This is a genomic window from Stenotrophomonas maltophilia (assembly GCF_047782825.1).
Taxonomy (GTDB): Bacteria; Pseudomonadota; Gammaproteobacteria; order Xanthomonadales; family Xanthomonadaceae; genus Stenotrophomonas.
Genome location: NZ_CP180589.1, coordinates 2970632 through 2983531 on the forward strand (window position 1 = coordinate 2970632; position 12900 = coordinate 2983531).

Genomic DNA, 12900 nt, shown 5'->3' on the forward strand with positions numbered 1-12900 from the left:
CGTTCAGGACCCATGAGCAAGCTCAAAACACTCCCTTTCGATCCGGCTCTCTACCTGCAGGACGATGTTGCGATTGCCGCCTATCTGACCGAAGCGCTGGCGGCCGGTGATGCCGGGCACTTCCAGGAAGCGCTTGGCACGGTTGCGCGGGCCCGCGGCATGGGCGGCATTGCAGAGACATCCGGCCTGGGTCGCGAGAGCCTGTACAAGGCGCTGCGACCGAACGCACACCCGCGCTTCGAAACGGTGCAGCGCGTGCTGCTGGCCATGGGCGTCCATCTGACGGTACAAGCCGACGTGCGGTCTGCCGTACCGGATTGAGCGCATGCGGTAGACGCCGATGCCGGCAATCGGCCGGCGCTACCCGACTGCGCCCAGGATTCGATGCCGCCGGAGATGATGCGAGGCGCGCCTTACAGCGCGCGCCCCTTCACCTGCTCCTGCTCCTGCTGCTGGTCCTGCACGCGCTGGTTGAACTGGGTATCCAGTTCGGCGCTCTGCCGGGTGCTGGCCTCCACCGACTGCGAAACCGCCTGCTGGCGGTCGACGAAGGCGCGCTGTGCGGCGGGGTCGCCAACATTGCCCTGCACCGCGAACAGACCGCTGCCATCCGGGCGCGCGACCACATGGTCGATCTGGCGCATGCCAGCCACCTTGCTCTCGTAGGCCAGCTGGCCGGCGGCACGTTCGGTTTCCTGTGCGTTGGCGAACAGCGGGCAGAGCCCGGCCTGCACGCGCTGCTGCTGCAGTGCCTGCAGTTTTTCCAGGGCCTGGTTGAAACGCGGGTTCTCGGCGTGCCCGGCGTCGCGCATGGTGGCCGTTGCTGGCGGCGCGGCCGGCTCGGTACGGGCCGGCTCGGAGGCGGTCTGCGCGCCGGCCTTCACTGCGGCCGGGTCGTCCAGGCGCGCCAGGGTCAGGCGGCCGGCCTTGCCGTCATCCTCCAGGCCGTTGTTGGCCTGGAACTGCTTGACCGCGGCCAGGGTGTCCTTGCCGAAGATGCCATCGGTGCCCAGCGCCCTGCCGTCGGCGGCGGTGTACCCCAGCGCGGCCAGCTTGCCCTGCAGCGCCTTGACCTCATCACCGCGCTCGCCCTTCACCAGCATGCCGTCGGCCATCGGTGCCTGCTGCGCGCTGCGCGCGGCCTGCGCGGCTTCGGGGCCCTGCGCGTGCACCTTGCCGCCCAGGGTGATGCGGTCATTGAGCATGTCGCCCAGATAGCGGCGGAACTGCTCGGGTTCCACTTCGATGTGGGCGTGCACGGCCTTGGTGCCTGCGTTCGACTGCTTGACCAGCGGCGCACCGTACTCAACGAAGTCACCGTTCTTGTATGGCGAGGATCCCGCCGCACCGTGCATGACCTGTCCGACCAGCTCGCGACGCGGGTCGCCGGCCGGGTGGCTGTAGATGCGGATGCCGTTGGTGGGGTCCTTGAGGAACTCCACATAGCCCGCCACCGGGTTGGGGATCATCACATCGCGGTTGGCCAGGCGGTCGGTCAGGATCAGGTCCTTGCGCACCAGCGGAATGCCGTTCTTGTCGCCCGTGGTGCGGATGTTCTCCATCTCGCCTTCCACCACGCCCGACTGGCGGTCGGCCTTGCTGGCATCGCCGGTGCGTACCGCTTCGGCGTTGGTGTTGGGGTGGTGGATCTTCAACAGGCGATAGGCCGCTTCCCCGGTCATGCCATGGTCCAGCGTGCGATTGCTGGTGACGTTGCCATACGGCTCGACCACGGTGATGCGGCCCCCACCGGGTGCAGCCGCCACGGGGGCGGTGGCGGCAGGGCTCGGCGTCGGCGCGTGGCTGCGCTCGGCTGCCGGCGCTCGCGCCGGGGTACCCGCGCCAAGCGCGGCCAGCGTATCGCGACCGGCCTTGCCGTCTTCCTCAAGTCCATGGGCCTTCTGGAACTGCCGCACCGCGTGTTCGGTATTGCCGCCGAAATCACCATCGGGATTCAGCGCCTTGCCGTCCTTGCCGGTGTAACCGGCCTGCGCCAGCTTCTGCTGCAGGGCCTGCACTTCGGCACCCCGCTCGCCCTGCACCAGTACACCATCGGCCATCGCTGCGCGCGCGGCATGGCTGCCCCGCGCGCGGTGCAGCGGTTCGCCGAACGCCTGTTCGTAGGTCTTGCCCTGGTAGTGCTGCGGATGGCGGTTGACCTGCTCGTAACGCGCCAGCCCGACCAGATCGGCCTTCTCGTTGAGCGTGCGTTCGCGCAGCGCATTCCACTGCGTGGGTGAACTCTCGAAGTGCCTTTGCACGTTGTCGTGCTTGTAGTCCTGCACCGCACGCACGATCTGTTCATCACTCAGTTCAGACAGCTTGTAATCATCGCCATAGGCCTGCTTCAGGCCGTTGACGAAGACACCGCGGGTCATGTTGCGGTACTGCACCGAGGTGCTCCACAGCGCGTCCTGCACGGCCGGGCCCCGGCCCTGCAGATCCACCCCGACGTCCTTCAGGCGCGCAAGCTGCTTGTCGTAGTACTGGTGCTGGATGAAGTCGTGCTGGTCGCGACCGAAGGCACCCTTGTCCCGGTCGGCGACCTCCTTCCAGCGATCGTTGAAGGCCGGGGTGGCCGGTGTCAGGCCACGGAATTCAGCGCCGTAGCGCGAGCCCGCCAGGTATTCGTCCACCCCGCCCACGGCGCTGGCGAACTGGTAGGTGCCATAGGACACGCCGCCATGGTCGCCCTTGCCGGAGGAAATCCAGCCGGGGCCGCGATTGCCGGTTTCATAGCTTGCAGAGGTCTGGCCGCGATGCCAGCCGTCCATCGCCTTCTTTGCGTCGGTCACCACATCCATGCTGCAGGTCTCCTTGCGTCTGGCGGTTCGATGGGGATGCTCAGGGTTGATCGGTCGAAGCGTTCAACTGGTCCACGCGGTTGGCCACGCGGTTGATGCGGCAGGATTGAGCGTCCAGCATCTGGCCCTGGCCTTCGGTACGCGGGTCCCACGTGCAGTAGCGGTCGGTGTCGGACCACCAGGCGGCCTGTGCTTCCATCCAGTCATCCTTGGCCTTGCTGTCCGGGCTGGCCACCTTCTTTGCCACGATCTCCGCCAACCGGTCTTCCTGGTAGCGCAGCTCTTCATCGCCACAGGTCTGCAGGGCGGGCGTCGCGCCGCCGGAAGCATTCACGCAGGCCGTGTACTGCGGACGCAGCGTCGCCTTGTTGTACGAGTCATCCGGACGCGGGGCCGGGAAATCCTCATCATCGGCGTCGGCCGACGTTGCAGTACTGGACGCGCCCGGCGCCGCGGGCGCTACCTGCGCGTCCGTGGCGGGAGCCGTGCCTGCCTGAGCCGAGGCCGCAGGGGCAGCGGGCGTGATCGCATCCGCCGTCGTGTCCTTGCAGGCGGCCAGGCCGAGACCGATGGCCAGGGCAAGGACGAGCGCACCTGAGTTGGCCGACAGAAGGCGACGGTTGCACGTAAAGCGCGTCATTGCCTGCATTGCTCATCTCTCCTTGGAAGCGGGATCACGGAATGTGGGGCGCCCGCCTGCGCGGGCGGGTTGCCGCCGCTTCAGTCGATGGCGTGGAAGACGGCGCCGGACCGGCGCTCACTGCGGTGCACAGCAGCAGCGCCGCCCAATGCCGGCGGCCGAGGTTCGTCTTCTCGCTGCCCTTGTGCGGGGGCCCTGCCTGCATCGCGTGCGTCTCCCTGGCGTGGGGCCAGCGGGAGCTGGCCCAGGCGGGGCCGTCCATCGGCCCCATCGCCAGGCAATCCTACGGCAGCCCGGGTTTCAGGTGCCTGACTGGATTCAGATTGCGTGGACGCCGTCGCAGAGGGCGGGAGCCCCAGCCAGGCGATGCGTGGCATCGGGTGTGCGGGTCAATGCCCGCCGCCGCGTCCACCCACCTGTTCGATCAAGGTCTGGCTGGCGACATTGAGTCCGACCACCGTGACCTGTGCGCCATGTGCGGCGAGCTTCTCCTGCGCACGCTCCAGCGCCGCCACGGCGGTCAGATCCCACAGGTGCGCGTCGCGCAGGTCGATCTGCACCTTCGGCGCCACGTGCTGGTAATCGAACGCCGCACCGAGCTGGCCGGCCGAGGCGAAGAACACCTGCCCGTGTACACGGTAGACCTGGGTATCGGCCACGTCTTCGCGCTGCACATCCAGCATGTGGCCAACCTTGCGGGCGAAGAACAGGGCCGACAGCAGCACGCCACTCAGCACGCCCTTGGCCAGGTCGTGGGTGGCCACGGTCACCACCACGGTCAGCAGCATCACCGCCGAGGAACTGCGCGGATGCGTGCGCAGGTCGCGCAGCGATCGCCAGCTGAAGGTGCCGATGCTGACCATGATCATCACCGCCACCAGCGCGGCCATCGGAATCTGCCGCACCAGGTCGCTGCCGTACACCACCAGCACCAGCAGCAGCACGCCGGCCACCAGGCAGGACAGGCGGCCGCGGCCACCGGAGGTCACATTGATGACCGACTGGCCGATCATCGCGCAGCCTGCCATGCCGCCGAGGAAGCCGGTGACCGTGTTGGCCACACCCTGGCCGACGCATTCGCGGTTGCGCTCGCTGGGCGTCTCGGTGATGTCCTCGACGATCTGCAGGGTCATCATTGATTCGAGCAGGCCGACCACGGCCAGCGTGGCCGACACCGGCAGCAGGATGCGCAGGGTGTCCCAGGTAAAGGGCACATCGGGAATGAGGAAGTGCGGCAGGCTGTCGGGCAGCTGGCCCATGTCACCCACGCTGCGCACGTCCACGCCGAAGCCGATGACCACGGCGGTAAGCACGACGATGGCGACCAGCGGCGACGGCACCGCACGGGTGATGCGCGGCAGCAGGTAAATGATGGCAAGCGCGGCGGCGCACAGCACGTAGACGGTGGGGCCGCGGCCGATCAGTTCCGGCATCTGCGCCAGGAAGATGAGGATCGCGAGCGCGTTGACGAAGCCGGTGATGACCGAGCGCGAGACGAAGCGCATCAGCGCGCCGAGCTTGAACACGCCGGCCAGCACCTGCAGCAGGCCGGCCAGGATGCTGGCGGCGAACAGGTACTGCAGACCGTGGTCCTTGACCAGGTCGACCATCACCAGCGCCATCGCACCGGTCGCGGCGGAGATCATGCCGGGGCGGCCGCCGGCGATGGCGGTGACCACGGCGATGGAGAACGCGGCGTACAGGCCGACCTTGGGATCGACACCAGCAATGAGCGAGAAAGCGATGGCCTCGGGAATCAAGGCCAGGGCGACGACCATGCCGGACAGCAGATCATTACGGATGTTGCCGAGCCATTGCTGGCGCAGGGGGTAGGACGTTTGCATGGGAAAACTCCGCGCGCACGGGCGTGGGGCCACGTGGCGCTGCAGTGGAAAGACACGGGTTCCTGAGCCGGGCGGGCCGGCTGCCGATGGGCGGCAAGGGTCAGGGTGGCGTGATCACTGCAGGCAGGTGTCGGTACGTGGGAGGGGCGCAGTCTACGGGAAGCGACCCGGCGGCGGTAGCGCGAGCGCGGATTGAACGCAGCGTGACATGGCAGCGCCCTACAATCGGGGCATGGCCCTGCCCTCTCCCCGCTTCTTCGACCCCGCCACCGAACAGGGCGTGCTGCGCCTGTCCATCGCCTTCTCGCTGGCGGTTGCGCTGGCCGGCGTGGTATTCGGCCTGCTGGCCAATTCCTCGCTGATCATCTTCGACGGCATCTACGGCCTGATCGACGTGGTGATGACCTGGCTGTCGCTGCTGGTGGCGCGCCTGATCGCCCTGTCCACCCAGACCGATGCGCTGCAGTCGCGGCTCAACCAGCGTTTCACCATGGGCTTCTGGCACCTGGAGCCCATCGTGCTGGGGGTGAGCGGCATCCTGATGATCGGCGCGGCGCTGTACGCCCTGGTCAATGCGGTGGATGCGCTGATGTCCGGCGGGCGCCACATCGCGCTGGGGCCGGCGATTGTGTTCGGCGTGGTCTCACTGCTGGCCGAAAGTGCGTTCGGCATCTTCGTGTGGCGCGCCAACCGCCGCATCGGCTCGGATTTCATCGCGCTGGATGCGAAGAACTGGGTGATCGCCGCCAGCATGTCGGCCTGTTACGTGGTCGCGTTCGTGGGCGGCGTGCTGGTGCAGGGCACGTCACTGGCCTGGGTCGGGCCCTATATCGATCCGGCCATCCTGGCGGTGGTCTGCCTGTTCGTGATGGTGGCGCCGCTGGGCACGGTGCGCCGGGCCCTGGCCGGCATCCTGCTGGTCACCCCGCCGGATCTGCAGGCGCACGTGGACGCCGTGGCGCGGGAAATCGTGGCCCGGCATGGGTTCGTTGAACACCGCAGCTACGTGGCCCAGGTGGGGCGTGGCGAGCAGATCGAGCTGTTCTTCGTGGTGCGCGAGGATGACCCGCCACGGCCGCTGGTGGAATGGGACCAGCTGCGCGATGAGATAGGCGATGCGCTGGGCGAGGCCTCGCCGGACCGCTGGCTGACCATCATGTTCACCACGGACCGCGAGTGGACGATCTAGGCCCTCAGGACGATGTATCAAATATTCAGGACGAACTATCACCCATCGTCCCGCGGTACCGGGCAAAGTAAACCCATCGAAACACCCACCCACTGACCAGGAGCATCCCATGTCCATCGAAAAGGTTCTGTACACCGCCCAGGCCACCTCCACCGGCGGCCGTGAAGGCCGTTCGGTCTCCTCCGACAACGTGCTGGACATCCAGCTGTCGACCCCGCGCGAGCTGGGCGGCGCCGGCGGCCCGGGCACCAACCCGGAACAGCTGTTCGCTGCCGGTTACTCGGCCTGCTTCCTCGGCGCGCTGAAGTTCGTCGCCGGCCAGGCCAAGGTCGCGCTGCCGGCCGAGACCACCGTCACCGGCAAGGTCGGCATCGGCCAGATCCCGACCGGTTTCGGCATCGAAGCCGAACTGACCATCAACGCCCCGGGCGTGCCGCGCGAGCAGCTGGAAGAACTGGTGCAGAAGGCGCACATCGTCTGCCCGTACTCCAACGCCACCCGCGGCAACATCGACGTGACGCTAATCGTTGCCTGATGCGGTCAGGGTCGCTGCGGGGTCGGATCCCTTTGCCAACGGCAAAGGGCTCTGACCCCATCGCGGCGTCTTCGGGGTCAGAGCCCTTTCGCGCTGCGAAAGGGATCCGACCCCAAAAAAATGGGCGGATGCCGGTCGAAACCGGGCATCCGCCCATCCCACCTCGGGTGGGCCCCGGCACCTGGCCGGGGGCGCATTTGCTTGCGTAGAGCCGAGCCCATGCTCGGCTGATCCATGCAGCCGAGCGTAGGCTCGGCTCTACACGTTCAAGCCTTATTTATCGCTCGTGATGAGCTGCACGACGCTGGAGAAATCCAGCTTGCCGCGGCCGGCCTGGTGGTTCATTGAGTACAGGTTGCGGGCCACTTCGCCCAGCGGAATCGAGGCGCCGACACTCATCGCCGCTTCCACCGCCAGGCCCATGTCCTTCAGCATCAGATCGCTGCCGAAGCCGCCGCTGTAGCCACGCGACGCCGGGGCGTTTTCCAGCACGCCCGGCCAGGGGTTGCACACTTCGGTCGCCCAGCTGCGGCCGGTGCTGACCGCCATCATGTGCGACAGCACCTTCGGGTCCAGCCCGTGCGCCACGCCCAGGGCGATGGCTTCGCCGGTGACGGCCATGATCACGCCCAGCGCCATGTTGTTGCACAGCTTGGCGACCTGGCCGGCGCCGCTGGCACCGACATGGAAGATGTTCTTGCCCATCGCCTGCAGCACCGGGCGCGCACGTTCCAGCGCGTCCTCTTCGCCACCAACGATGAAGGTGAGGGTGCCGGCCTGTGCGCCGGCGGTACCGCCGGACACCGGCGCGTCGATCATCTGCAGGCCACGCGCGGCGGCCGCTTCAGAGACCTTGCGGGCACTGGCCGGGGCGATCGTGCTGCAGTCGATGACCAGCGCACCGGCGGGAATGGCGGCGAGGATGCCGTCCTCGCCCAGGTACACGCCTTCGACATGGCGGCTGGCGGGCAGCATCGAGATCACCACCTCGGCGTCGGCCAGGGTGTCACGCGCGGACGGGGCGGCGCTGGCACCGGCGTCGACGGCGGCCTGGACGGCAGCCGGCACCAGGTCGAACACGCGCACGGTGTGGCCGTTCTTGACCAGGTTGGCGGCCATCGGGCCACCCATGTTGCCCAACCCGATGAATGCAATGCGGCTCATGCAAGGCTCCTTTCAGCAAGGGGAGTGCCCAGGTCGGCCAGCGGGTGCGCGGCATCGGCCCAGGGGGAAACAAAGAAGGTGTCCGCCCACGCGGCGGTGGCCTCGGCCAGGGTGGCCGGGTTCCACTGCGGGTTGCGGTCCTTGTCGATCAGCAGCGCGCGGATGCCTTCGGCGAAATCGCCATGGGCGGCGCAGTGCAGCGCAGTGACGTACTCCAGGCGGTAAACGCTGGCCAGATCCTGGCCGGCGCTGCGGCGCTGCAGTTCGAAGGCCAGCCGTGCCGAACCGGGTGCACCGGCGGCAAGGGTCTTCTGTGCGGCCTGCAGCCAGGCATCGTCGGTCTGCAGCGCGCTGATGCGGTTGATGATCGCGGGCAGATCATCGCCTTCGCACAGCGCATCGACCTGCGCGGCGTTGGCCAGCAGCGGGCCGGTGGCTGCATCGCTGGCATGTGACTGCAGCAGATGGCTGAGGCGTTCGTGGTTGTGTGCGGCATCGGCCGACCAAGCCACCTGCAGCAGGTCATCGATCACCGCGCTGCGGCGGTCTTCGGCCACGTGCACGTCGGCCAGGCCGGCGTAGATGGCATCGCCCGGATTCAGCAGTGCACCGGTCAGGGCCAGGAACAGGCCACCCTTGCCCGGCACGCGCGGCAGCAGCCAGCTGCCACCCACATCGGGGAACAGGCCAACGGTGATTTCCGGGAAGGCCAGCTTGGAACGTTCGCTGACCACACGGTGGCTGGCACCGGACATCAGGCCGATGCCCCCCCCCATCACGATGCCGTGGCCCCAGCACAGGATCGGCTTGGCGTAGGTGTGGATGAGGTAATCGACGCGGTATTCGACGTCGAAGAATTCGGCGGCGTAGTCGTTTTCGCGGATGTCGCTGCGGCCCGCCTCGCGGAAGGCGACCATGCTCTGGTACAGGCTGTGCAGGTCGCCGCCGGCGCAGAACGCCTTCTCACCGGCACCCTGCAGCACCACCATGGCAATGCCGTCGTCGTCGGCCCAGGCGTTCAACTGCTTCAGCAGCAGGTGCGCCATCGGCAGAGAGAAACCATTGAGCGTACGCGGCGCGTTGAGCGTGGCGATGCCGATGCGCGTGCCGTTGCCGGCCACGCGCTCTTCGAACAGCACCGGTGCGTCGTTGGCAGCGGTGTCGGTGGTCATGCGTTCTTCCACTGCGCAGCGCGCTTTTCAAGGAAGGCGCTCACGCCCTCGACCTGGTCGGCGGTGTCGAACAGATCGACGAAGGCCTCGCGCTCGGCCACCAGCGCCGAGGCATGGGTACCGGTGCGGGTGGACTGCACCAGGGTCTTGCATGCAGCGATGCTGGTCGGGCTCTGCTTGCCAGCCTTCTTCGCCCATTCCAGTGCCAGCGCCTTGGCCTCGCCCTTGCCGACCTTCTCTTCGGCCAGGCCAATGCGCACGGCGGTTTCAGCATTGATGCGCTCGCCCAGCAGGATCATCCGCTTGGCCCAGCCCTCGCCGACCAGGCGGGGAAGATTCTGGGTGCCACCGGCGCACGGTAGCAGGCCGACGGTGGCCTCCGGCAGCGCCACCTGGGCGTGGTCTTCGATGATGCGCAGGTCGCAGGCCAGCGCGCATTCCAGGCCACCGCCCATGGCGTAGCCGTTGATGGCGGCGATGGACACGCCACGGAAGGCGGACAGCGCTTCGAAGGCTTCACCGAAACGGCGTGCGGCTTCGCGTGCGGCGGCCTTGTCGCCCGAGGCGAACTGGTTGAGGTCGGCGCCGGCGGAGAAGAACTTCTCGCCGTCACCGGTGATCACCAGCGCGTAGATGTCGCGGTCTGCGTTGAGCGCGCCCACCAGGTCGCGCAGCGCGGCCAGGCTGTGCACGGTCCAGGTGTGCGCCGGCGGGTTGTGCAGGGTGACCACGGCGGTGTGGCCATCGGCCTCGACCTTCAGGCCCACGTGCTCCTGGGTACGCCAATCCTTCATCGCAGTTCCTCTTCGGTGTTGAGCAGGTGGCGGGCAACGATCACCCGCATGATCTCGTTGGTGCCTTCCAGGATCTGGTGCACGCGGCTGTCGCGCAGCAGGCGCTCGATCGGGTATTCGCGGATGTAGCCGTAGCCCCCGTGGATCTGCAGTGCTTCGTTGCAGATCTTGAAGCCCGCATCGGTGGCGAAGCGCTTGGCCATCGCGCACCACACGTTGGCATCACTGGCACCGGCGTCGAGCTTGCGCGCGGCCGAATGCACCATCTGCCGTGCGGCCACCAGTTCGATGGCCATGTCGGCCAGCTTGAACTGCAGCGCCTGGAAATCGGCCAGCGCCTTGCCGAACTGGCGGCGCTCGCCCATGTAGCGGCGCGCGGCGTCCAGCGCGCCCTGCGCGGCGCCCAGCGAGCAGGCGGCGATGTTGATGCGGCCGCCGTCCAGCCCCTTCATCGCCAGTTTGAAGCCGCCGCCTTCCTCTCCCAGAAGGTGGCTGACCGGCACACGGACGTTTTCGAAGGTGATGCCACGGGTGGGCTGGCTGTTCCAGCCCATCTTCTCTTCCTTGCGGCCATAGCTGATGCCCGGCAGGTCGGCCGGCACCGCGATCGCACTGACACCGCCCGCACCGGCACCGCCGGTACGCGCCATCACCACCAGCAGCTCGGTGGCGCCGGCGCCGGAAATGAAGGCCTTGGAGCCGTTCAGCACATAGACGTCGCCATCGCGCACGGCGGTGGTCTTCAGCGAGGCCGCATCGGAACCGGCGCCCGGCTCGGTCAGGCAATAGCTGGCCAGCTTGCTGCCGGAGGACAGATCGGTGCCCCATGCATCGCGCAGTGCGGCCTGGCCCCACTTGGACACCATCCACGAAGCCATGTTGTGGATGCTGATGTACGCCGCAGTCGACGGATCGACGTTGGCGAGCTCCTCGATGACGACGGCGGCGTCCAGACGGCTCAGGCCGCTGCCGCCGACTTCCGGGTCCATGTACAGACCGCAGAAGCCCAGTTCACCGGCCTTGGCGATCGCCTCGCGCGGAAAGATGCCCTCCGCATCCCATCGCGCGGCGTGCGGCGCCAGTTCTGCCTGTGCGAAGTCGCGCGCAGCCTCGCGATAGGCCTGCTGCGCTTCTTCCTGCTCCGTCGTCATCGAGTGGCTCATGGCTGCTTCCTGCCCTTACTTCAGGCTGATGGTGGTGTTGACGCCGTGGCTCAGCGTCTCGTCATCGAACCAACGTGCGGTGACGGTCTTGGTCTGGGTGTAGAACAGCACGACCTGCTTGCCGTACGGGCCCAGGTCGCCCAGCTTGGAGGCGCGCGAACCGGTGAACGAGAACAGCGGCACCGGCACCGGAATCGGCACGTTGATGCCGACCTGGCCGACGTCGATGTCTTCCTGGAACCTGCGCGCGGCGGCGCCGGACTGGGTGAACAGTGCGGTGCCGTTGCCGTTGGGGTTGCTGTTGACCATGGCGATGGCCTCGTCCAGCGTTTCCGCCTCGAGGATGACCAGCACCGGCCCGAAGATTTCTTCCTGGTAGATGCGCATGTCGGTGGTGACACCGGCAAAGATGGTGGGGCCGACGAAGTTGCCCTTCTCAAAGCCATCCACCTGCGGGTTGCGGCCGTCCAGCACCAGCTTGGCGCCCTGCTCCACGCCCGAAGCGATCAGGCCTTCCACGCGCTCGCGGGCGCTGCAGGAAATGACCGGGCCGACGTCGGTGCCGGACACGGTGCCGCCGCTGACCTTGAGGGTCTTGGCCTTGGCCACCAGGTCCTGCACCCAGTTGCGTGCTTCACCCACCAGCACCAGGGTGGAGGCGGCCATGCAGCGCTGGCCCGCCGCACCGAAGGCGGCGCCGACCATCGCGTTGAGGGTCTGTTCCTTGTTGGCGTCCGGCAGCACCACGGCGTGGTTCTTGGCGCCCATCATGCACTGCACGCGCTTGCCGGCCAGCGAGGCACGGTTGTAGACGTGGGTGCCGACGCGGGTGGAACCCACGAACGACACGGCCTTGATGTCCGGGTGGTCGCAGATCGCGTTGACCACTTCCTCGCCACCGTGGACGACGTTCAGCACGCCCTTCGGGATGCCCGCTTCCAGCGCCAGTTCCACCAGGCGCATGGTCACCATCGGGTCCTGCTCGGACGGCTTGAGGATGAAGGTGTTGCCCGTGGCAATGGCCATCGGGAACATCCACAGCGGGATCATCGCCGGGAAATTGAACGGGGTGATGCCGGCGCACACGCCCAGCGGCTGCATGATGCTGTAGGTGTCCACGCCGTTGGCCACGTTGTTGGCCAGTTCGCCCAGCTGCAGGTTGCCGATGGCGGCGGCGTGCTCGACCACTTCCAGGCCGCGGAACACATCACCTTCGGCGTCGGGCAGGGTCTTGCCCTGTTCGGCGGTGAGGATGTGGGCCAGCTCGCTCATGTTCTCGCGGATCAGCTGCTGGTACTTCAGGAAAATGCGCGCGCGGGTGCCGATCGGGGTCTTGCGCCAGGTCTTGAAGGCTTCCTTGGCGGCGGCAACGGCCGCGTCCACTTCACTGGTGGTGGCGAACGGCACCTGGGCCAGCACGTCCTGGGTGGCCGGATTGATCACGTCCTGCCAGTGGGAGGTGGCCGATTCGACGAACTGGCCATCGATCAGCATGCGGATACGGGGCGCTGCAACAGTCATGACGACAATCCCACTGGCTCGAAAGATGCTTGGCATTATTCACAGCACCCTCCTCGATTTCCGGCCTGAATCCG

Annotated in this window: 11 protein-coding genes; 3 read left to right on the forward strand and 8 right to left on the reverse strand. The window is 67.4% G+C overall.

Annotated features, from left to right (window positions below; genetic code table 11):
- The first annotated feature begins 12 nt into the window (after window positions 1–12).
- Complete coding sequence (locus ACM2ZB_RS13915; RefSeq protein WP_416055868.1) at window positions 13–321, forward strand: addiction module antidote protein; 309 nt, start codon at window positions 13–15, stop codon at window positions 319–321.
- A gap of 92 nt (window positions 322–413) precedes the next feature.
- On the opposite strand, the gene ACM2ZB_RS13920 is transcribed toward ACM2ZB_RS13915, so the two are convergent.
- From ACM2ZB_RS13920 to ACM2ZB_RS13930, 3 genes are all read right to left on the reverse strand, one after another.
- Window positions 414–2804 carry a peptidoglycan-binding protein gene (locus ACM2ZB_RS13920; RefSeq protein WP_416055869.1) on the reverse strand — a complete coding sequence of 797 codons (2391 nt, stop codon included), beginning with the start codon at window positions 2802–2804 and terminating at the stop codon, window positions 414–416.
- Between the two features lie 40 nt (window positions 2805–2844).
- A complete protein-coding gene (locus ACM2ZB_RS13925) occupies window positions 2845–3453 on the reverse strand; it encodes a lysozyme inhibitor LprI family protein (protein WP_416055870.1) in 609 nt (202 codons plus the stop codon).
- Window positions 3454–3833: 380 nt separating this feature from the next.
- Window positions 3834–5288 (reverse strand): SulP family inorganic anion transporter, encoded by a 1455-nt coding sequence (locus ACM2ZB_RS13930; RefSeq protein ID WP_416055871.1) that lies wholly within the window; start codon window positions 5286–5288, stop codon window positions 3834–3836.
- A 208-nt stretch (window positions 5289–5496) separates the two neighbouring features.
- Between ACM2ZB_RS13930 and ACM2ZB_RS13935 the strand changes: the two genes are divergently transcribed.
- Complete coding sequence (locus ACM2ZB_RS13935) at window positions 5497–6477, forward strand: cation diffusion facilitator family transporter (RefSeq protein ID WP_416055872.1); 981 nt, start codon at window positions 5497–5499, stop codon at window positions 6475–6477.
- Window positions 6478–6586: 109 nt separating this feature from the next.
- Window positions 6587–7012 (forward strand): organic hydroperoxide resistance protein, encoded by a 426-nt coding sequence (locus ACM2ZB_RS13940; protein WP_108758371.1) that lies wholly within the window; start codon window positions 6587–6589, stop codon window positions 7010–7012.
- 273 nt (window positions 7013–7285) lie between these two features.
- On the opposite strand, the gene mmsB is transcribed toward ACM2ZB_RS13940, so the two are convergent.
- From mmsB to ACM2ZB_RS13965, 5 genes are read right to left on the reverse strand one after another with little or no spacing between them, the layout of a single operon-like run.
- Window positions 7286–8176, reverse strand: a complete 891-nt coding sequence (mmsB, locus tag ACM2ZB_RS13945) for a 3-hydroxyisobutyrate dehydrogenase (RefSeq protein ID WP_416055873.1) — start codon at window positions 8174–8176, stop codon at window positions 7286–7288.
- Window positions 8173–9348, reverse strand: a complete 1176-nt coding sequence (locus tag ACM2ZB_RS13950; protein ID WP_416055874.1) for an enoyl-CoA hydratase/isomerase family protein — start codon at window positions 9346–9348, stop codon at window positions 8173–8175. Before ACM2ZB_RS13950 ends, mmsB begins: the two co-directional genes overlap by 4 nt.
- Window positions 9345–10142: an enoyl-CoA hydratase gene (locus tag ACM2ZB_RS13955; protein ID WP_416055875.1), complete on the reverse strand. Its 798-nt coding sequence runs from the start codon at window positions 10140–10142 to the stop codon at window positions 9345–9347. The genes ACM2ZB_RS13950 and ACM2ZB_RS13955 overlap by 4 nt, the downstream gene beginning before the upstream one ends.
- A complete protein-coding gene (locus ACM2ZB_RS13960; protein ID WP_416055876.1) occupies window positions 10139–11305 on the reverse strand; it encodes an acyl-CoA dehydrogenase family protein in 1167 nt (388 codons plus the stop codon). Before ACM2ZB_RS13960 ends, ACM2ZB_RS13955 begins: the two co-directional genes overlap by 4 nt.
- A gap of 15 nt (window positions 11306–11320) precedes the next feature.
- Window positions 11321–12826 (reverse strand): CoA-acylating methylmalonate-semialdehyde dehydrogenase, encoded by a 1506-nt coding sequence (locus ACM2ZB_RS13965; RefSeq protein WP_416055877.1) that lies wholly within the window; start codon window positions 12824–12826, stop codon window positions 11321–11323.
- Window positions 12827–12900: the final 74 nt, after the last annotated feature.